This window comes from Xenorhabdus siamensis (assembly GCF_037996745.1).
Taxonomy (GTDB): Bacteria; Pseudomonadota; Gammaproteobacteria; order Enterobacterales; family Enterobacteriaceae; genus Xenorhabdus; species Xenorhabdus indica.
This window is the reverse complement of record NZ_JBBMXE010000005.1, coordinates 274,267-295,454: the sequence shown is the minus strand read 5'-3', so window position 1 is coordinate 295,454 and position 21,188 is coordinate 274,267. Positions and strand designations below refer to the sequence as shown.

Here is a 21,188-nt window from a genome sequence, read left to right as displayed (position 1 = left end):
TTACTTCTCAGGAATTATTTCCCTTTCAGCAACTGCATGATATCTTCCTGCTGTTCTTCTTCACTGCCATCATCTTCCAGCTCAATACCCAACTGTTCCATCAGAATATCAATACGCTCAAGCATACTATCAACATAGTCATTCTCTTCCTGAGAGAGTTTTCCACCCTGCTCAAGGCGTGCCAGCAAGCTATCCAGACGCTCATCATTTTCCAGCATTTCCAGCTCTTCCTGCGGAGATAAACGAGGTTTTGGCGTTGCTTTAGATTTCTCTACTACTGGTTTTTTTACCGCTGCTTTTTCGCTGATGATCAAAGGAACCGGTGCTTTACTGCCGATGCGAGGATCTCGTTCCTGCTTTGTACCAGACTGTTTTTTCTGATTACTGTTATCCTGGTGACGGCTACCGGCTGGATTACCACGCTGTTTTTTCTGGCGTTTACGCTCACGTCCTTCAGCGTTCAACTCTTCACGACTTTTTCTTTTTTGCTTACCCACTGACGTTTTTGCAGGGGATTTTTTCTTTAATTGACTCATAGCTTGTGACCCAACTCGTGTTATCAAGATATTTTCGGCGGAATCTAACAGAATCCACTTATAACATCCAACGTCATTTACTTATTCTTTCGAGTTCGACTAATATTTCAGGTTATCTTAACTTAAGTATTATGAGCATTGATTCCCTATGCGTTTCTTCGATACTGCTTATCGTATTCCTCTGTACCTTTGGTGCATTGGTTATGCTGTCTTATGGATAGTAGCAAGTTATTTACTGGATCCGACTGTTCCGTATGATGCTGTAGAGGCCTTAAACTGGGGCCTGAATGGCGAGTGGGGATCTCCGAAAAATCCGTGGCTGGTAGGCACTGTGATGTTACCAGCGATCTATATTAGTCATATTTCTCTCAGCTTTTACTGGTATTTCACCCATTTTGTTGCCATTGCCATAGGTATGCTTGGCGTCTGGCGTCTGGCCTTTCGGTTAACAGGCAAAGTTGAATTAGCCTGGCTTGCCATGCTGACACTCAATCTGTCTGGTATTATTAATTTCGATATCATTCCTTATAACGATAATTACCTGTTGGTAATGCTGTGGCCGTGGTCACTGTTGTTCTTCCTGAAAGCCATTGATGACCATCCGAAATGGTGGCTGGCATTCGCATTAGCAACAGGGCTGGCTACAATGGGCAAATATTCTTCACTGGCGATCGTTGGTTCAATCTTTTTGCTCTCCCTGTTTGCTCCCAAAGTACGCCGTCATTATCGGGAACCGCTCTTTTATCTTGCCATTGCATTGTGGCTTATACTGATATTACCTAACGCCTGGTGGCTGGCACATAACGATTTTTCTGCATTTAAATGGGTAGACTCCCAAATCGAGCATAGATTTAATCTGCATACTACACGCGCGGTACTTTCGGTGTTTTATCCTCTCATCATCGTAGGAGTGATAATTTATCTGTCAGGCGGAAAAATTGGCTGGCCAAAACAGCAATCCAACAAGCTGGTTAATATCGTTATTCTGTTACCCCTGTTGATTATCTATGCCTGGTTCTCTTTTAATCAGGGTGGACGGATGACTGAATGGCTCCAGCCATTCATGGCAGTTGCACCTGCACTACTGGTAGGTTCAATAATTGTACCACCCCATAAATCTTTACTGGGAGTATTGCGAGGCTTGGCCTTGCTTGGTGTGCTGGTTCTTATCGGCTATGCCAGTGTCATGCTGGCAAATGTCCGGGGCGCTGGCGAAAAGTTTGAAGGGATAAAAACCTTTACCCGTCAACTTGATCAGCGCTGGAATGAGTTGAACCCAACACCACTGCATTACGTTGGAGGAGAATATCTGCACCAATGGCTGACGTTTTACAGTCACTATCGTCCTCAAACTATACAGCCGTGGGAAATGGACAATGGTGCACCACCCAATATATACAACCGCCATATTAAAGAGAGCGATATTGTGAAATATGGTGCTTTACTGGTAGGAAAAAGGGGAACAAATTGCTCACAGGAAAACTTTCAGCAAACACTGATAACCTGGACTGAATTAACGATCAGCCACAAAGAAGAATTTATGTTTCAAGCTCAGCCAAGTGCGGAACCTGAGATTGTCTGCATCGGCTTTGTTGCGCCCAAAAACAGTCAATACCCTCAATAATTTTCTAGTTACCGCAAAAAAGCCTGAAAGTGGGTATACCGTCAGGCTTTTTCTTCTCAACACAACATCAGGTTAGCCAGCATTGTGTTTAATGGGCATCCACAAACACCATTTTCAATATAAACAATAAAGTAACGACAATAACGCAAGAGCCAATTTCACGCCATTTCCCTGTTCCCAGTTTCATAGTGCAATAGGCGATAAATCCTAATGCGATACCTTCGGTAATAGAAAAGCTGAATGGCATCATAACAGCGGTAATAAATGCCGGGACGGATTCAGTCAGATCATGCCATTTCACCCGTGTCAGGCTGGATGTCATCAGAACCCCCACATAAACCAACGCACCTGCTGTAGCATAAGCAGGAACCATACTAACCAATGGAGAAATAAACATCACCAACAGGAATAAAATACCGACAACAACGGCAGTTAATCCGGTACGCCCACCAACAGAGACGCCAGAAGAACTCTCTATATAAGCGGTTACCGAAGACGTTCCGATATAAGAGCCAGCCACTGAGCTAATGCTGTCAACATACAGGGCCTGATTCATCCGCGGAAATTTACCATTACTGTCAGCAATACCGGCTTTATCGGTTACACCAATCAACGTACCGGACGAATCAAACAGGTTTACCAGCATAAAAGAAAAAATAACCCCGGCTAACGCGATATCCAAAGCTCCTTTTACATCAACATTACCAACAACACTCATTACACTGGGTGGCAGAGCAAAAACCCCCTGATATTCCACATACCCCATCATAAACCCGACCCCCGTCGTTATTACGATGGAAAGCAATACTGCTGCATGAAAATTACGTGCTGCTAAGATCGCAATGATAAAAAAGCCCAATGTCCCCAACAGTACATTGTGGGAAGCAAAATTGCCGATGGAGACGATAGTATCTGGATTCGGTACGATAATGCCGGCATTTTTCAGCCCCATCATGGCAATAAAAAGCCCGATACCACTGGTAATACCGATACGCAAACTGACGGGGATATTAGCTATCATCCAGTAACGGATGCGGAAAATAGTCAGGATTAACAACCCTACTGCGCCCCAGAAAATCGCTCCCATTGCAACCTGCCATGAAATACCCATAGCGCCGACTACGACAAAAGCAAAAAAAGCATTCAGCCCCATTGCGGGAGCAACAGCAACCGGTAAATTTGCCGTTATTCCCATCATAATACTGCCAAGTGCAGCGATGAGGCAGGTAGTAACAAATACGGCTTTGATGTCCATTCCTGTAACAGACAAAATTTGTGGATTCACAAAGACGATATAAACCATGGTTAGAAAGGTTGTAAGCCCAGCGATCATTTCGGTACGAATTGTCGTGCCATGTTCTTCTAATTTAAACACGCGCTGAAGTAAGCCCTGACGATTTACAGAGCCAGAATTGGGTGTGCTCATTGATATTTTATTTCCTAAAAGATGAAGTTTTCGCCCTATCCTACCGGAAATCAGAACAAATCGTTATCCTCCAAGGTCAAAAAAGAAAACGATTGCGATGAGCACAATCAATAAGTTATATAACAAAGTTATTATTAACGCCCCTTATTAATTGACTCCGTTTTATTCGTTATTTTTGCAGGGCATCATGTCAAGAATATCAGTGAAAATATCCGCCCATTCATCCTTACCAACTTCCATTAATCCAAAGAAACGTAGGACGAATGCCCCTTCTGTGGCCAGAAAAGCTAAGCGCGCCCGACGCCCTTCTTCCGTCGTTGTATCCAGACCAGCTATACGCTGACTATACCAGGCACGACTTGATTCAAGATGTTCAGGTGTTTGAAGTAAAGCAGCCAGTAAACCTGCTGCTTTTGCAGATGACACTTCATCAGAATGTCGGCTGGCCTCAACATGCGCACGTACTGCTGTCAACGGATCAGGATCTTCCCCGGCTATTGTGCAAAACTGCTCTTGGTAACTCAGTTCCCAACGTTCAAACATCGCATCAATGAGTGCGTCCTTCGTATTGAAACTGTACTGAACCCCACCCTTAGTGATCCCCACCGATTTTGCCACTGCATCAATAGTCAGAGCCGCAGCACCATGTGTTGTCACAATTTGTTCCGCTGCATCCAACAACACTTCCCGGTCAATTGTTTTACGTCGTCCCATTGAAGCCCCCTTTTAATTCAATACGTATGTATTTATAATACTAAGGACTCTGTACCGTCAAGGCTTGAACGGCACAGAATCCCTCAACCATTTTGATGAGTTCTCGCATGAAATCGAATATTCGCTGGCTCGTGCTGGCTGTCATTTCCAGCGCACTTTTTCTAATCGTTATCGACATGACTGTTCTCTATACCGCTTTGCCTCGCCTGACACATGACCTGCGCGCTTCTTCTACCGAAAAACTGTGGATCATGAACGCCTATTCATTGACCATTGCTGGCCTGCTTCCCGGTACAGGAGCGTTAAGTGACCGTTTCGGTGCTAAGAAACTCTTTACTTCCGGGCTGGTTGTATTCGGCATAGCATCACTTATCGCCGCGTTTGCTCCCAATCCTGGCACTTTGATCGGTGCACGAGTGGTACTTGCCATTGGTGCAGCAATGATGATGCCCGCAACGCTGGCAATAGTCCGTCAGGCTTTTGAAGATCCGAATGAACGTGCTCTTGCCATCGGCATCTGGTCAGCGGTTGCTTCGGGTGGAGCGGCGCTTGGCCCCGTTATTGGTGGGATACTGCTCGAATATTACTGGTGGGGCTCTGTCTTCCTGATCAACGTTCCTTTCGTCATCATCGCGTTTATCTTTGCTCCGATCATCATTAACAAAAGTCAAAGTAATCCGAGTCGCTCATTTGACCTGCTTGCTTCTATCCAAATCATGATCGGGCTGATTGGCATTACCTTAGCTATCAAGGAAATGAGTAAACAAGCACCATCACTGGAAACTGCCATGATAGCCAGCGCTATCGGGATTGTTTTTATAGTTATGTTCGTTCGTCGGCAACGTCGTTCATCCACACCAATTATCGACTTTAACCTGTTACGTTCTTACGGCTTCGCCACTGGCGTCGCGACAGCTTTTGTTACCACAGCAGCCCTCGTGGGAGTGGAGCTTGTAATCAGTCAACGGCTTCAACTTGTGGTAGGTTTATCACCTTTACAGGCAGGATTGTTTATCCTGCCTATTCCCTTAGCTTCTTTTGCTGCCGGGCCTTTGGCTGGTATTGCCGTCCCCAGATTTGGCGCAGGAAGAATGATGTGGCTCTCACTCATCTTTGCCGGATTTGGTATTTTTGGCTATCTCATCGGTTTCCAATCCGGCATGTTAGTACAGATCACTACGCTTGCCATGATCGGGTTTGGCATCGGTGCCGCTATGACGGCAGCTTCTACATCCATTATGTTCAATGCTCCTGAGCACAGTGCAGGTACAGCCGCTTCAATTGAAGAAATCGCCTATGAATTTGGTGGTCTGATTGGGATAGCCGTTCTCGGTAGCCTGATGGTAGCGATCTATACGGCCTCATTCACCCTACCGGCCGAGGTTGTCATACCTGAGTCTGTACAGAGTGGCGCGATACAAAATAGTATTGATGAAGCACTTATCGTTGCAGAGAGTTTAAAAGGTGAAGCGGCTTTGTCACTGATCCGGGCAGCAAAACAGGCTTTTGATAGCTCATTCCTATCAGTGTTAACCGTGGCGGGAACATCGTTACTACTAAGCGCTGCGGTGATCGTGCTGTTTGCAAGAAGGCAACACGATTAACTATTATTAGAACCAGCCAAATTATTCGATTCTTTCTGTCGAATAGTTTGGCATCAAAAAGCATTTCAATATTGAATGACTTTCTTCTATTGACTATTTTTTCTGATCATTTTATGCCATGCCCGAAAGCAATGTAATTCCTTAAGGTAGTGACTGTAATATTGGGTATTTAGCATAAAGAATGTCAGTAAAAAATCCACGGCAATAATACACAAAGAGACATTGCTATAATCCAATATACTAGCAATGAATTTTAAACTTATCAGAGAGATAAAGAGTACCAAGAAGAGATAACGTGCTACAGTTAACATCCTGAACCCCAACGTTATTCCCCTATGAGTTAATGAAATGGATAAGAAAGCAAATACTAAAACCAAAGCGACAATAAAAAATAAAATTGGCAGATCATTTTTGTTATCCAAATGAGATAACAATATGAACGTTAGGTCATTTCTACATTGTCCAAGATTTTTTTAATTAACCCCAATTCGTGGAGTCGATAAAAGCAATGCCTGTCGGTTTTCCTTTTAATTGAGTCAGATAACTGGATAAGGGGACCAAAACGGACGGGGCAACGCTGATAAAACGGGTATAACTGAGCAAGGAGGGGAAGTCGCGGTGATGGTATTGCCAGATATGCTCCAAATAAAAGTTTTTAAAATCACGGTAATGCGACCGCTGAAAGAGGATTAAAATTGTCATGATTTCACTGGGATACATGCGGCCTTGTCTGCGGCGCAGGCGGTATCCGTTATCGAGACAAAACTGCGCCCACTGGGGGATGAAAAGACGACAAAAGTCGTCGACATCGCAGAAAATTTCAACTAACTTGTCCATGGCCTGTTCCTCCCCGGAGTCGTTTTAGGCTTTCACCAAAACTTTGCTCCTGGAACAGGCCTCTCGTCAATTTCTTATCCAGAATTCAGGTTAATTAGTAAAATAGTAGAAAATAATGTTATCAGTAATGCTTTTTTCGGAATACCAAAGTCCAATAAATACCGATACTTATTTAATCTCTTTTCTGCCAGTAGACTAGCATCATTTTTTTCTACTCTTTGGTTAAGCGCATCACTTTCTCTAAGTGTATTAGAGAGATTGGTATTTAATACACAATATTGCCAAAACATACTGAAGACATTTATTTTTCTCGAACTGTTATGCAACCCAACAATATCTTCTTCTGAAATTTCAACTATATTTTTTTTCAGAATAGAATTCTTTATTTTAAACCATAGAATTTCTCTCATAGCTTGAGAAAATGTTTCACTATTAATGATTATCCTATTCGAGAGGAAATTGAAGAAAACAATGGTCAACAAATACCATTCGTGGTGCATATAATAGGCAAAGTAATCAAGCAGAATAAGAGTAATTGCCAAAATAATACTGAATGTGTTCAACCCATTCAGTGTTTTTAACGCAAAGAGATTTCCTCTGTAAGCATAAAGTGTCGATAACGAGATTATAGAAATAATAAATATATTGGCAGAACGTTGAAAACGCGCAGCATCAGAAGAAGAATAGAAATTATAAAATACAAAAAGTAATATTACATAAGAAACAGAAATTAGTATCGGAAACAAGGCCATCAATACACTTTCTTCTGAGGAGCGACTGATGGTTATTTTATCTTTAAGCCTAACAATATTTAGCTCATCCAATAGAGAAGAATCACTATTCTCAATTCTATCATCTGTATTTTTATACAAATGTATAATACTTCTGAGTTGCCTGTTTGTTAAAATATTTTTTAAGTTCATATTATTTTTCCAAATTTATTAAATCTTAATATTATTTTTCTCTTTTTTTACTCCTTATTTCTGTAATCATCTTATAATAAGTTGAATATTCAAAATCTTCATACAAATTTCAGTAAAAAACACTTTTCTATTAATAACCATTTTGAAGATAACCTGCTGGTTTTTCATCCACAATAGAAAAAATTGCACCAATAGCATAATTGGCTGATTTAACTATATTTTCAGGATTCCTAATGCTGCCAGTCATTCCACTTCCCAAAAATCCACCAGCAGCAGAAAGAGAATTTATCAAGTGGTTTCGCAAAGTCCTGCGAATTTCTTCTGTTGGATAATGTTTAGGATATTTTCCTCTTGTTATTGCATCTTTTATAGCCTGATTAGAAATGCCGGGATTGTTATATCGTATAATCTCCTCTGTTAACCGTTTTCTTTCATGTCTTGGCATGTTTTTCAACCATTCTGATGCATTACGGGAAGATGTAGACTTCATTATTCTGTAAGTATGGTACGCTTCCTTTAAAGCTGCTGAAAGAAATTCAACTGCAATAAATGCCAATGCAGAGCCACACGAAAGCGCTGTTGATCCAATTTCCCATACCAAACTAGGCTCAGAAACCGTTTTTTTCAACTCTACTTCCAGAGCAACTGTCTCCGACTCTAGATTAAAGATAATAATATGTGTTAACTCTGAAGTAGTTCAGTTTCCACGTCTTTTTGAGGGTCTAACCAAATAACGCTTAGATAACCCATCCGAATAAATAATTCCAGCACCATAAAAATCACGGTGGCAATCCAATGCATCAGCAATAGCCTGAAAATCAATATTAGCAGCACCAGGATGTGTCATCCTCAACTGATGAAAGACACAGTTCGTCCTGCTTTCACATCTTTCTCTGTAAAAGAGAGCAAGCGCAGCAAAGCTTAGAGAAATCCATGTAAGGCCCAAATATAGATATTTCTTTCTGTAGCAGTCCAATTATCATGGACACCAAAATATCATAGGGATAACATTTCAATTGAACAGAAAAAAGGATAGGACACAGAATGGTAACTATAGGATATATAAGTAATGAAGTTTATGATGATAAACAAGGTAAATTTATACCAATTCACTTTTTTTATCCAACACGGGAAATTGAGAAATCAGAAAAGTTCGGACCTTATGATATCTCTGTTGCGATGAACGCCCCAATTTACGGTGTTAAAATACCTTTAATTGTTTTATCCCATGGTAGTGGTAGCTCATCTCTAACTCATCGGGATCTTATGTGCTTACTTGTTAAATCCGGGTATGCCGTATTAGCATTAGAACATCCTGGGAACTGTTATTTTGATGACTCTCTGGCTGGGACATTAGCCAATTTAGAAAACAGGCCCCGACACATCAAATTAATTATTGATCATATCGTTAATAATGAAATGGTGAGTAACCATTTATTAAAAGATAAAATAACATTAATTGGGCATTCAATGGGAGGATATACAGCCCTTGCTATCAGTGGTGGTATACCTGTTGCCATTCCTGATATAACAAGCGGTCAATCGATTGAAGAAATTACCGTTCCGTATGATAACAGAATCTGTTCACTTATATTATTATCTCCAGCATGTGGATGGTTTAATTACAAAGATTCTTTAAATAGAGTCAATGTTCCAATATTATTATTAACTGCGGAAAAAGACCATTTATCTGACATATTGTGTACATCAGTTATTGAAAACCATATTAATGTTATGCATAAAATTGTCACAAATGCAGGGCATCACTCTTTTCAAAGCCCATTTCCATCACATATGAAGAGTATTGATTTTCCTCCGTCACAGGATCCTGCCGGGTTCGACAGGGAAAAATACCAAGCCATATTAAGTGCAGAAATACAATCGTTCCTTTCCGGGATATATCACTAGTAAAAAATCCCATTACAAACATAAAGCTAACAGGTTTCTGAAGAACCATTCACTTGCCGTCTAAATACAATGCGAAGCCTGTCGGGTATACCCCAAAATCGCAAGAATGCGGTTTTCTCACGTCTTACCGAAAAATGACGAGCGACATAGTTAGCGGCTAATTCCAGTGACAAACACATCACAAAATAAACTAACGCAACAAATAAAAAGACTTCCATCGGATAAACCATACTACGGTTATTAACCTGTGTCGCCAAAAATGACAGTTCAGCTACGCCAACAATATAGGCCAATGAAGTGTCTTTGATTAACGCAATCCATTGGTTTATGAACGAAGGCACCATCATACGCAATGCCTGTGGCAGAACGATATACCACAATACTTCCCAACGATTGAAACCCAAAGACAGTCCTGCACGCCATTGACCTTCACCAATCGCCAGAATGCCCGCTTTAACACCATGGGCCAGATAAGCAGACGTGATCAATGCCAGTGCACAAACTACAGTGGTGATTTCAGGTATTTCCATACCCAAAACCACGGGCAACAAGAAATAAGTCCAGAAAATCAGCATAATAACCGGAATAGCACGAAAGAATCCCAATACCGCTGCCAGCAAATTTACCCAAAAACCACGCAACATCGCCAATGCGATTCCTGCCACTGTCCCCAAGGCAATCGAGATCACTCCGGCCATAATACTTATCATCAGTGTCAAAGCTGCGCCTTCCAACGGCCCGTCGGGAAAGGTTCCCAACAGCAAATAGCGCCAGTTTTCTGCTATAACAGTAAAGTCCATATCAGTACCCTCTTGCCAGTATTCTCTGCTGACGCCATTGCCCCCATCCTTCCATCACAGCAATAATGGCGATGTAGAGTACTGTCGCCACGCCAAACGCTTCAAATGTTTGCAGAGACTGTGTTTCTACCTGACGGGAAGCATAGGAAAGTTCAGCGACACCAATCGCCATTGTTAATGATGAATTCTTGACGATAGTCATGTACTGCCCCAAAAGTGGTGGCATAGCAATCTTCAATGCTTGTGGCAGTACGACATGGCGCATGGCCTGCCAGCCAGTTAAACCTAATGCGCGAGCAGCATATTTTTGGCCGCGTCCAACACCCTGCATTCCTGCTCTTAACTCTTCTGCCACAAAAGGTGCGGAGTAAAGTGTCAGGCCGATAAATCCAGCCAGAAACTCAAATGAAGGCCATTCCAAAGTAAAACCTGCAATCGCAGTCTCATGGGAGGTGTTCAGCCAGATCATGGCATCTTGAGGCAAAATCTGGCCGGAAGCGAAATACCAGAAAAATAGTTGTACCAGCAATGGGGTATTGCGGAATACCGAGGTGTACAGCGTAACCAACCAACGCAATGGCTTGATCTGGCTGTCCCGCGCTGCCGCAATGACAAAACCCAGTAAGGTGGAAGAAACAATGGTGCAGGCAGAGATCCATAATGTAATCAAGAACCCTTGCCAGAGCCATTGCAGATATTCAGGAGCCAATAAGTGCTCGTCAATAAATTGCTCAAACATATTATTCACCACATCAACAAATGGCAAAGCCCCGCACAAAGACGAGGCTGGTATCCGATACCATTTTCCCAGACGTATGTTAGTTCGCTGCCTGACTATTTAATGGAGCAAACTTAAAATCACCACGCGGCTGAGCAAATTTTGTGTCAGGGCCAAACCAACGGTTATAAATTTTCTCTGCTTCACCCTCTTTCTCCAGTTTCAACAATGTCTGGTTAACCGCTTCAACCAATCGGGTTTCTCCTTTGGAAGCCGCTACAGCCTGATATTCACGGGTAATACTGAAAGGTGATATTTCAAAATCTGCTTTTTGCGCTTCAGGAACATTTGCCAACAAGCCCACCAGCTTTGCATCATCCTGAGTGATCGCCTGAACATTACCATTTCTCAACGCCGCGAATGCCAGCGGAGTATCGTCATAAGAGATAACTTTCGCAGTTGGATAACGCTCACGCAGCGTAATTTCCTGTACCGTTCCCTTATCCGCACCGATACGCAATTTAGCGATATCATCCGGATTAGTCAGGACACCTTTACGGGCAATGAATTTTTGCCCTGTAGCAAAATAAGGAATGGAGAAATCGACCTGTTTTGCCCGTTCATCGGTGATCGTGAAGTTAGCAGCAATTAAGTCAATTTTCTTGGAAGAGAGTAGTGGAATACGATTTGCGGGATTGGTTGGGCGCAATTGCAGTTTCACACCCAGATCACTGGCGATTGCATTGGCGATATCCACATCATAACCAGCAAGTTTTTTCGTTTTAGGATCGATAAAACCAAAAGGAGGATTACTGTCGAATACCGCAATACGAACCGTACCCACTTTTTTTATATCATCAAGTTTGTCTGCTTTCGCTACGCCAGAAACTAATACCAAACTGGTTAGTAACGCAGTCACTGCCAACCGAGATTGATTGCAGAATTTCATTGGACACCCCTATTATTAATTTGTTAATAATTATTTATTGTCCAATAAAAACTATCAATTTCATCATAGCACCTGAAATAATATAAAACACTATACTTATACCATTTTGGAATAAATCTTTAAAGTGAGCCCCTAACTGCACTGAAGAGAATACCCATGTTTCATAGTCATAAAAATTATTCATCTTTAGTAAGCAATTCTTCCAGTTTATCGCCCCCAACATGGCGAAAATCCTGTCCTTTGACGTAATAGAAGATAAATTCACAAATGTTCTGACAACGATCGCCGATACGTTCAATAGAACGGGCACATAAAAGCGCGGTCATGATGCTTGGAATAGTACGTGGATCTTCCATCATGTAAGTCATCAACTGGCGCACAATGCCTTCATATTCCTGATCTACTTTTTTATCTTCACGATAGATACGGATGGCTTCTTGCAAATCCATACGGGCAAAAGCATCCAATACATCATGCAGCATCCGGATGGTATTCCGGCCCAAAGATTCCAGACTGACCAGCAATGGTTGCTGTTGATGAGAAAATTTCTCCAGCGCCGTCTGACAAATTTTATTCGCAACATCACCAATACGCTCCAGCTCGGCAATGGTCTTTGAGATAACCATTATCAGGCGCAGATCACTTGCTGCGGGCTGACGTTTGGCAATGATACGAACACAGGCTTCGTCTATCGCCACTTCCATCATATTGACCTTCTGGTCGTCTTCAATGACTTGTTGGGCTAACTGTTTATCCTGATTGTGCATTGCCAGAATCGCTTTACTGAGCTGCTCTTCTACCAATCCCCCCATTGCCATTAATTCAGTACGGATATGTTCCAGTTCAGCATTGAACTGACCAGAAATGTGCTTACCGAAATTCAGGTTGTCCATCTTTACGCTACCTCGTATCTGCTCATATCAACCATAACGACCAGTAATATAATCTTCGGTCTGTTTCATTTTCGGTGTGGTGAACAAGATGTCAGTGTCACTGAACTCAATCAACTCACCGAGGTACATAAAAGCCGTATAATCAGAACAACGTGCCGCCTGCTGCATATTGTGTGTAACGATCACTACGGTATATTCCGATTTCAGTTCACTGATCAGTTCCTCAATACGTCCTGTAGAAATTGGGTCGAGCGCAGAGCAAGGTTCATCCAGCAACAAAACTTCCGGGCGGATAGCGATAGCACGGGCAATACACAAACGCTGCTGCTGACCACCAGACAGGCTGTAACCACTCTGGTGTAACTTGTCTTTGGTTTCGTTCCATAATGCAGCTTTTGTCAGCGCCCATCGGACTCGCTCATCCATCTCGGCCCTTGAAAGTTTTTCAAACAAACGCACGCCAAAAGCGATATTGTCGTAAATCGACATCGGAAAGGGCGTCGGCTTTTGAAAAACCATGCCTACTTTGGCTCGTAACAAGGCAATATCCTGTTTATCGGTCAGAATATTCGTTTCATCCAGCAGGATCTCGCCTTCTGCCTTCTGTTCTCCATACAGTTCATACATTTTGTTAAAAGTACGCAGTAATGTTGATTTGCCACATCCCGACGGGCCAATGAAAGCAGTAACTTTATTCTGTGCAATATCCAACGTGATATTTTTCAGTGCATGGAATTTGCCATAATAGAAATTCAGATTTCGTACCTGAATCTTACTTCCTGCAACATCATTGGCTTTACTCATCAACGCTTCTCTCTTCAATATCAGTACCTCTAATATCAGAATTTTTTCTTGGCAAATAACAACCGCGCCAAAATATTAATCAACAGTACACACAAGGTAATCAGTAAAACCCCGGCCCACGCCAGTTGTTGCCAGTCAGAGAAGGGACTCATAGCAAATTTGAATATGGTGACAGGCAGATTAGCAATGGGTTGACTGAGGTTAGTGCTCCAGAACTGGTTGGAAAGCGAAGTGAATAACAATGGGGCGGTTTCTCCTGCAATACGGGCGATGGCCAGTAACATACCCGTAATAATACCTGATATTGAGGCTTTCAACGTAATAGCGGAGATCATTTTCCATTTCGGGGTTCCTAGTGCATAAGCTGCTTCACGCAGGTTATCCGGCACCAGTTTCAACATATTTTCCGTTGTACGGATAACAATCGGGATTTGTAACAGAGCCAGCGCGATAACCCCTGCCCAACCGGAGAAATGCTGCATTTTCGTCACAACTACCGTGTAAACAAACAACCCTACAACAATGGAAGGGGCAGAAAGCAGGATATCATTGATAAAGCGGATCACCTCAGCCAACGGAGAACGACGGCCATACTCAGCAAGATAAATACCCGCCATAATTCCCAATGGCGTACCGAACACCGTTGCCCAGAAGATCAGGAGTCCACTGCCAACAATAGCGTTTGCCAACCCGCCTCCTTCTGTGTTGGGCGGTGGCGTCATTTCGGTAAATAACGCCAGAGACATACCATCAATGCCTTTAGTGATTGTGGAGATTAAAATCCAAATCAGCCAGAACAAACCGAACGCCATTGTTGCCATAGACAGAAACAGGGCGAGATGATTTTTCCGACGCCGCCAGGCTTGTAACCTATGGCGTTTATCAATTCTTACCATTTCAACGCCCCTCGTTCCTGGACAGATGCATGATCATCAATTTTGATAACGCGAGAACAATAAAAGTGATCACAAATAAAATCAGCCCCAGTTCCATCAATGCAGAGGTATGCAGACCAGATTCCGCTTCGGCAAATTCATTTGCCAATGCCGAAGTAATGCTGTTTCCGGGCATATAGAGGGAGAAACTGTTCAGTTGATAGGTATTGCCGATAATAAAAGTCACTGCCATGGTTTCTCCCAGTGCACGCCCCAGGCCCAACATCACACCGCCGATTACCCCATTTTTGGTGTAAGGCAGTACGATATGCCAAATCACTTCCCATGTTGTACAGCCAATCCCATAAGCCGACTCTTTCATCATAACGGGAGTTTGTTCAAAAACATCGCGCATCACAGAAGCAATATAGGGAATAATCATGATGGCAAGAATAATGCCCGCAGCCAGAATACCGATGCCGAAAGCCGGGCCGGAAAACAGTTCTCCTACGACAGGAATACTCGACAACACATCACCGACAGGTTGCTGGAAATAGGTGGCAAAAAGCGGGGCAAAGACAAATAGCCCCCACATGCCATAAACGATACTGGGGATCGCCGCCAATAATTCAATTGCCACACCAAGCGGCCGTTTTAGCCAGTTTGGTGCCAGCTCTGTCAAAAACAAAGCGATACCAAAACTAACCGGAACGGCAATAATCAGGGCAATCAATGAAGTCACTAATGTGCCATAAATCGGGACCAGGGCGCTGAAAATCCCCGCAGGTGCATCCCAATCTTTATTCCATAGAAAAGCAAAACCAAATGTCTGCATACTCGGCCAGGCAGCGATAAGCAGCGAGATGATAATGCCTCCCAGTAGAAATAACGTCATCAAGGCCGCCAGCCTGACTAGCACACTGAAAATAATATCACCGTGCTTACCAGGTGCTTTCTGTACTGTCTTATGCATGGTTTTTCTATGTATAGTCTTATGTTCGACCATGCGCTCAATTCCCATTTGGGTTATTTCCCTTCAATAGCATCGCTAATACAACGAATGGTTAATACAAGGCATTGCCGTGCTTATCTTTTATGTCATTTTTCCAAGCTGCACGTACTTGTTCAATGACGGTTTTTGGCAACACAGCATAATCCAGCGCTTTCGCTTGCTCGCCGCCTTTTTCATAGGCCCAGTCAAAGAATTTCAGAATTTCTGTCCCATGTGTGGCATTTTTCTGCTGTTTATGGATTAGGATGAATGTTGTTGAAGTGATCGGCCAAGCATTTTCGCCGGGCTGATTCGTCAAATCCTGTGCAAAACTTTTGTCCCAATCCGCCCCTTTTGCTGCTGCACTGAAATTAGTTTCGGTAGGAGCGATAACTTTTCCATCAGCGGCTACCAACTTGGTATAGGCGAGGTTATTTTGCTTCGCATAAGCATATTCAACATAACCAATGGAACCAGGCAAACGCTGGACAAACGCAGCAATGCCATCATTACCTTTACCACCCAGTCCGATCGGCCATTTCACTGTAGAACCTGCCCCGACTTTTGCTTTCCAGTCACTGTTTACTTTGGACAGGTAGCTGGTGAAAACAAAGGAAGTACCAGAACCATCCGCACGGCGTACCACCGCAATATTTTGATCAGGTAGTTTGAGATTCGGATTCAATTTCGCAATGACGGGATCATTCCATTTTTTGATGGTTCCCAAATAGATGTCACCGAGAGTTTTGCCATCTAACACCAATTGACCGGATTTGATACCTGGAAGATTCACTACCAGCACAATGCCACCAATTACGGTCGGAAACTGGAACAAACCTTCAGAAGCCAGTTTGTCATCAGCAAGTGGGGCATCTGATGCACCAAAATCAACGGTGTTGGCAATAATCTGTTTCACACCACCAGAAGAACCAATCCCCTGATAATTGATTTTATTACCGGTTTCTTTTTGATAAGAATCTGCCCACTTGGTATATACCGGTGCCGGGAATGTCGCACCGGCTCCCGTCAAGCTGGTAGGTGCAACAAATGTAGTTGCAGCAAATGAAGACAAAGACGTCACAGCAAATACTGTTGCCATGATGCCTGCCACGGTGATACGTATTGATTTCATACACCCTCCTGCTGAGATACACATCATTCATTAAAAACAACTTTCAACAACGTCAACAATCTAGTTTTTAGGTAAAAATTGGTTCAGGAAGGAAAAATAAGTCAACTTAATGACATTAAAATGTATAAATTATGACATTTTTATGACAGCCATTCATAAATTCCCGCTATTATTGCATTCATACTCATATCTCATAGCCTGAATTTCACCAATTCAATGTCATGACTTGTTATCTACCGGGCTGTTCATAATACATGTAAGATTTTGGCATAGCGTATTTTCAAACGCTGACAGGAACTGGCTTCATATTTAATCCTGTTTTGAATATTTATTTTCAATTGAAAATATAGTGTTCAGGAGTTATATCAAAGTAAGCGGGTTCTCTATTTCACAGATAAGCGGAACGTTATTCCATCAAGAGGAAATATTGTTACGTTGCGGAGCATGAGTTTTTTAACGTTTTCATGACGGTGGCTGTTGCGACTTTCAGGACTCGAACGGTGTCACGAATTCCCCCGTTATTCATCGCCATGTCGACAATCTGCTTTTTAACACCGGGTTTGCAAGCTTGATAGGTGTATTCCAACTGAAAGACCTTACAACAAGCATAGCAGCGATAGCGAGGATGTCCGCCATGTCCTTTGACATGTTCTGATTTGTGACAATAACGGCAATAGACGTCAGCTTTAGCCATGCTTCACCCTTAAAAAGCCGGAAACATATCACAATAACTAACCATTTAATACATAACCTGCATGACTTTTCATTGCCATATTTATAGAAATTTTTACAAGAAAACACCAATTAATTAATAATGTAAATTATATTGATAATCATTTCTATTTAAAATATTGTAACGCCATTTTCCTTCTCAGGATCTCATATCTCTTCCTGATGAACGTTTTGTCAAATTGGATTTCCGGCGCCGCCTGTAAGCAGCACAAATTAATTGTTATTAAATATTTTTATAAGGCAAATCAGACGGTGTTTGATTATGTTTAAAATAAGAAGAAAAAAACTTGTGGTGAAAACCCTCGCCAGACACACAGGGTTTGGGTTTCAGGCGGCACTGTTTTCAACACCCACGTTATCTGACGGGGCATATGCAGCTAGCGGTGGGGAAAAGAACATGAGGGATACCGCCGCGGAGCTGAAAAGCGTAACGCTACCAATGAAAGGGATTGTAGTGAAAGGTCGCGTATCAGTCACCAAAACGGCGATTCTACTTCTCAAAACACAGCAGACAATCTCCGTGGTTACTCGTGACCAGATGGATCACCAAAAAACGGCTTTCATATCCAACGCACTAAATTACACCAAAAGTGCCTTCACCCATTATCTAGGTTCATCTAACCGCAACGATGAAGTCGTAATCCGCCTCTTTTGCTACATAACACGCAATGATCTAAGAGAAAATGCTTCCAACCTGAAAGGCGCATCCGTGCAGTTTAACGTCAACAACCTCACCATGTCGCCTTCTGCTGCAGAAAAGAGACGTGTTTCTACAGCTACGGCCACGGCATGTTCTCCATGGTCAGCTATAGCTGATAACACTCGGTATCCAGCACCACTGGCGGCTCACTCTCACATTGCCGTCGGTATTTTCCCCTCCGGAAGGGGGAAAAAGCTAGCCCCTACACCAACAAGAGGAACCTGATTTTGTCTGGTATCACCAACAACCTTCTTCCACTAACATTGCAAGAAGATGACTTTATCTTTCTATCGCCCCACAAAAGCCTGCTCGCCCGGGGATGCCTCGCCACCTTGACACATCCCGCTGCATCCGGACATCACGTCGAGGGCGAGTTCCAGCAGAAGGTACAACAGTTGTTTCGTCAAGCTGAGCAGGCCGGGGTAGAAAATCCCATTGTCGTGGGGGCTATTCCGTTTGATAAGCGTCAACCCTGTTCACTGTTTATTCCACAGACCTGCTACTGGTTCGATCGCTACGCCTTTAATCTTTCTGACTCTCCGGTGCAGGTGGAGGGCCAAGCTCACTACATTCCAGATCATGATGCGTTTTGCGCCATGGTGGAGAGCGCCCTGAATCCGCTACGTATCGGTGCACTGAATAAAGTGGTGCTGTCGCGTCTGCTACAGATTGAAAGCATCCCCCCGCTTAGCGCTCTAAGCCTATGGCTGCAACTCAACAAACAGAATCCGGAGAGCTACAACTTTCACTTACCGCTGGCGGATGGCATTCTGATTGGTGCCAGCCCTGAACTGCTGCTACGTAAGGAGGGCAAGATCCTGCGCTCCTGTCCTCTTGCCGGCTCAGCACGGCGAGGCGACGATGACGCCAGTGACAGAAATGCCAGGGAAAAGCTGTTGGCCTCCGGAAAGGATCTCCACGAGCATCTGGTGGTCACGGAGGCTATCCGTCGCCAGTTGACAGATCTCTGTTGGTCTCTGACGATCCCAGAACCCTCGCTGCTCAGCACGCCTACGCTCTGGCATCTCGCTACTGAGATTCAGGGTATAGTGAACAATGATCGCGATAACGCGCTGTCTCTTGCCTGCCTACTTCATCCCACGCCCGCATTATGCGGCGCTCCTTATACCTTATCCCGCAGCCTGATCGGCGAGCTGGAGCCATTCGACCGCGGCTGGTTTGGCGGTATTGTCGGCTGGTGTGACGCCCGCGGAGACGGGGAATGGGTTGTGGCGATCCGCTGCGGCAAAGTTCAGCCTCATCAGATTGAGCTATTCGCCGGCGCCGGCATCGTTCCGGACTCTGTTCCGGAAAACGAATGGCTGGAAACCTGCACCAAATTTAACACCATGCTGAGTGCACTTGGTTTTGCAACGCAACAGGAGCAGACATTATGATTGAATTCAACCGCTGGCCTCAGGATCTGGCTGAACGTTATCGCCTGAAAGGGTACTGGATTGATCGCCCGTTGAGCGATATTCTCGATATTCACCGCGAGAACGATGCCGTGGCACTATTCTGCGGGGAGCGGTGCTGGAGCTATCGAGAGCTTAATGAAGCAGTAAACCGGCTCGCCGCCGCCTTGCACCGACGCGGCGTGCGTCAGAGACAAACCGCGCTGGTGCAGCTTGGCAACGAGGCTGAGTTTTATATCGTCTTTTTTGCCTTACTGCGCCTGGGTGTCACGCCGGTTAATGCGCTTTATAGCCACCAGAGCAGCGAATTAACTGCGTATGCGCTCCAGATTACGCCAGAGATACTCATTGCCGATCGCCAGCATCGCCAGTTTCATGATGATGCTCTTATTGATCTTCTGGTCGCCAAGTGCCCGAAACTGAATATAGTGGTGCTTCACCATGAGGCTTCAGATTCGAACCGTTCGCTTTCACGCCTGATATCGGAAGAGCCGGGAGACTTCACGCCCACACCAACGCCAGCGGATGAGGTCGCATTTTTCCAGCTTTCCGGCGGCAGCACTGGCACCCCCAAGCTGATTCCTCGCACCCACAACGACTACTATTACAGTATCCGCGCCAGCAATCCGATCTGCGACATCAGCAGTAAAACCCGGTATCTCTGCGCACTGCCAGCCGCACACAACTATCCTATGAGTTCACCGGGCGCGCTGGGCGTATTTTATGCAGGTGGTCAGGTCATTCTCGTCCCCGATCCAAGCCCGGACGGATGTTTTCCGGTCATAGCCCGTCATCAGATCAATATTACCGCTCTGGTGCCACCTGCGGTCAGCATCTGGCTGGAATATGCCAATATCAGAGGTCACGTTAACGAACTCTCCAGTCTGAAAGTGATGCAGGTCGGTGGTGCTCCTTTGGGAGAAACGCTGGCCAGACGCATTCCAGAGGAGCTGGGCTGCCAGCTTCAACAGGTATTTGGTATGGCAGAAGGTCTGGTGAACTACACCCGACTAGACGATGACGACGCGCATACCTTCACAACTCAGGGCTGCCCCATCAGTGAGGATGATGAGGTATGGGTCGCAAACCGAGAAGGTCTCCCGGTGCCACACGGAGAGCCTGGATTGCTGATGACCCGAGGCCCATACACCTTTCGAGGCTATTACCGAAGCCCAGAACATAACCAGATGGTGTTCAACAGTAACGGGTTTTATTGTTCTGGCGACGTAGTCATTCAGCTTCCCGACGGATATCTGAAAGTAGTTGGACGTGAGAAGGATCAAATAAATCGTGGTGGCGAAAAAATTGCCGCTGAAGAGGTTGAACACCTGTTGCTGCGCCACCCAACGGTGGTGCACGCCGCATTGGTCGCTATTCCTGACTGTCTAATGGGCGAGAAAACCTGCGCCTATGTGGTAACGCGCGAATGCGAATCCGTGAAACCAGCCGTGCTACGCCGCTGGCTACGCGAGCAGGGTATAGCCGATTACAAGATCCCTGATCGTTTTGAAAGCCTACCTGAGCTGCCGCTCACTCCGGTAGGAAAAATCAACAAACAGGCGTTACGTGCACTTGCCAGCGCCGCCTTAGAAAATTGAGGAAATACG

General features: G+C 44.2%; 19 protein-coding genes and 2 pseudogenes. 6 read left to right on the top strand and 15 right to left on the bottom strand.

All coding sequences use genetic code 11. The features are described 5' to 3' along the window. Nucleotides 1-14 precede the first annotated feature (14 nt). Nucleotides 15-536, bottom strand: a complete 522-nt coding sequence (gene yihI / locus AAC852_RS05270) for a Der GTPase-activating protein YihI (RefSeq protein ID WP_340620111.1) — start codon at nucleotides 534-536, stop codon at nucleotides 15-17. A 148-nt stretch (nucleotides 537-684) separates the two neighbouring features. Here yihI and AAC852_RS05265 point away from each other — a divergent pair, with 148 nt between their 5' ends. Beyond that, a complete protein-coding gene (locus AAC852_RS05265) occupies nucleotides 685-2,160 on the top strand; it encodes a glycosyltransferase family 39 protein (RefSeq protein ID WP_340620110.1) in 1,476 nt (491 codons plus the stop codon). An 88-nt stretch (nucleotides 2,161-2,248) separates the two neighbouring features. Here the strand turns inward: AAC852_RS05265 and AAC852_RS05260 are convergent, their stop codons facing one another. Both AAC852_RS05260 and AAC852_RS05255 read right to left on the bottom strand, forming a co-directional pair. After that, entirely contained in the window at nucleotides 2,249-3,586 is a 1,338-nt protein-coding gene (locus AAC852_RS05260; RefSeq protein ID WP_340620109.1) for an NCS2 family permease, read from the bottom strand. 162 nt (nucleotides 3,587-3,748) lie between these two features. Beyond that, nucleotides 3,749-4,300, bottom strand: a complete 552-nt coding sequence (locus AAC852_RS05255) for a TetR/AcrR family transcriptional regulator (RefSeq protein ID WP_340620108.1) — start codon at nucleotides 4,298-4,300, stop codon at nucleotides 3,749-3,751. Nucleotides 4,301-4,407: 107 nt separating this feature from the next. Here AAC852_RS05255 and AAC852_RS05250 point away from each other — a divergent pair, with 107 nt between their 5' ends. Then, complete coding sequence (locus AAC852_RS05250; RefSeq protein WP_340620107.1) at nucleotides 4,408-5,904, top strand: MFS transporter; 1,497 nt, start codon at nucleotides 4,408-4,410, stop codon at nucleotides 5,902-5,904. A gap of 489 nt (nucleotides 5,905-6,393) precedes the next feature. Here AAC852_RS05250 and AAC852_RS05245 read toward each other — a convergent pair. The 3 genes and pseudogenes from AAC852_RS05245 to AAC852_RS05235 all read right to left on the bottom strand — a co-directional run. Next, a pseudogene (locus tag AAC852_RS05245) lies at nucleotides 6,394-6,741 on the bottom strand (IS982 family transposase); the annotation flags it as partial. Nucleotides 6,742-6,815: 74 nt separating this feature from the next. Continuing rightward, entirely contained in the window at nucleotides 6,816-7,664 is an 849-nt protein-coding gene (locus AAC852_RS05240; RefSeq protein ID WP_340620106.1) for a hypothetical protein, read from the bottom strand. A gap of 130 nt (nucleotides 7,665-7,794) precedes the next feature. Then, nucleotides 7,795-8,292, bottom strand: coding sequence for a hypothetical protein (locus AAC852_RS05235; RefSeq protein ID WP_340620105.1), 498 nt, complete (start codon nucleotides 8,290-8,292; stop codon nucleotides 7,795-7,797). Nucleotides 8,293-8,708: 416 nt separating this feature from the next. On the opposite strand from AAC852_RS05235, the gene AAC852_RS05230 reads away from it, so the two are divergent. After that, the gene (locus AAC852_RS05230; RefSeq protein WP_340620104.1) at nucleotides 8,709-9,572 is read left to right on the top strand and encodes an alpha/beta hydrolase family protein; all 864 of its coding nucleotides are present in this window, start codon (nucleotides 8,709-8,711) and stop codon (nucleotides 9,570-9,572) included. Between the two features lie 26 nt (nucleotides 9,573-9,598). Here AAC852_RS05230 and AAC852_RS05225 read toward each other — a convergent pair whose 3' ends face one another. The 9 genes and pseudogenes from AAC852_RS05225 to AAC852_RS05185 all read right to left on the bottom strand — a co-directional run. Then, nucleotides 9,599-10,372 carry an amino acid ABC transporter permease gene (locus tag AAC852_RS05225; RefSeq protein WP_340620103.1) on the bottom strand — a complete coding sequence of 258 codons (774 nt, stop codon included), beginning with the start codon at nucleotides 10,370-10,372 and terminating at the stop codon, nucleotides 9,599-9,601. A 1-nt stretch (nucleotide 10,373) separates the two neighbouring features. Next, nucleotides 10,374-11,111 carry an amino acid ABC transporter permease gene (locus tag AAC852_RS05220; protein ID WP_340620102.1) on the bottom strand — a complete coding sequence of 246 codons (738 nt, stop codon included), beginning with the start codon at nucleotides 11,109-11,111 and terminating at the stop codon, nucleotides 10,374-10,376. 79 nt (nucleotides 11,112-11,190) lie between these two features. Then, nucleotides 11,191-12,039, bottom strand: coding sequence for an ABC transporter substrate-binding protein (locus tag AAC852_RS05215; protein WP_340620101.1), 849 nt, complete (start codon nucleotides 12,037-12,039; stop codon nucleotides 11,191-11,193). A 176-nt stretch (nucleotides 12,040-12,215) separates the two neighbouring features. After that, nucleotides 12,216-12,932, bottom strand: coding sequence for a phosphate signaling complex protein PhoU (gene phoU / locus AAC852_RS05210; RefSeq protein ID WP_340620100.1), 717 nt, complete (start codon nucleotides 12,930-12,932; stop codon nucleotides 12,216-12,218). Between the two features lie 27 nt (nucleotides 12,933-12,959). Next, on the bottom strand, nucleotides 12,960-13,736 hold the full coding sequence (gene pstB / locus AAC852_RS05205) for a phosphate ABC transporter ATP-binding protein PstB (protein WP_038261735.1): 777 nt from the start codon (nucleotides 13,734-13,736) through the stop codon (nucleotides 12,960-12,962). Between the two features lie 35 nt (nucleotides 13,737-13,771). After that, nucleotides 13,772-14,632, bottom strand: a complete 861-nt coding sequence (pstA, locus tag AAC852_RS05200; RefSeq protein WP_340620099.1) for a phosphate ABC transporter permease PstA — start codon at nucleotides 14,630-14,632, stop codon at nucleotides 13,772-13,774. Between the two features lies 1 nt (nucleotide 14,633). Next, entirely contained in the window at nucleotides 14,634-15,584 is a 951-nt protein-coding gene (pstC, locus tag AAC852_RS05195; protein ID WP_340620244.1) for a phosphate ABC transporter permease PstC, read from the bottom strand. 91 nt (nucleotides 15,585-15,675) lie between these two features. Continuing rightward, nucleotides 15,676-16,734 carry a phosphate ABC transporter substrate-binding protein PstS gene (gene pstS, locus AAC852_RS05190; RefSeq protein WP_340620098.1) on the bottom strand — a complete coding sequence of 353 codons (1,059 nt, stop codon included), beginning with the start codon at nucleotides 16,732-16,734 and terminating at the stop codon, nucleotides 15,676-15,678. 363 nt (nucleotides 16,735-17,097) lie between these two features. Further along, nucleotides 17,098-17,428 (bottom strand): annotated as a pseudogene (locus tag AAC852_RS05185) (IS1-like element transposase); the annotation flags it as partial. A 300-nt stretch (nucleotides 17,429-17,728) separates the two neighbouring features. Between AAC852_RS05185 and AAC852_RS05180 the strand changes: the two are divergent. The 3 genes from AAC852_RS05180 to AAC852_RS05170 are packed head-to-tail and all read left to right on the top strand — an operon-like array spanning nucleotide 17,729 to nucleotide 21,179. Next, on the top strand, nucleotides 17,729-18,391 hold the full coding sequence (locus AAC852_RS05180) for a hypothetical protein (protein ID WP_340620096.1): 663 nt from the start codon (nucleotides 17,729-17,731) through the stop codon (nucleotides 18,389-18,391). A gap of 2 nt (nucleotides 18,392-18,393) precedes the next feature. Next, on the top strand, nucleotides 18,394-19,563 hold the full coding sequence (locus AAC852_RS05175; RefSeq protein ID WP_340620095.1) for an isochorismate synthase: 1,170 nt from the start codon (nucleotides 18,394-18,396) through the stop codon (nucleotides 19,561-19,563). Next, nucleotides 19,560-21,179 (top strand): (2,3-dihydroxybenzoyl)adenylate synthase, encoded by a 1,620-nt coding sequence (locus AAC852_RS05170; RefSeq protein ID WP_422824253.1) that lies wholly within the window; start codon nucleotides 19,560-19,562, stop codon nucleotides 21,177-21,179. The genes AAC852_RS05175 and AAC852_RS05170 overlap by 4 nt, the downstream gene beginning before the upstream one ends. Nucleotides 21,180-21,188: the final 9 nt, after the last annotated feature.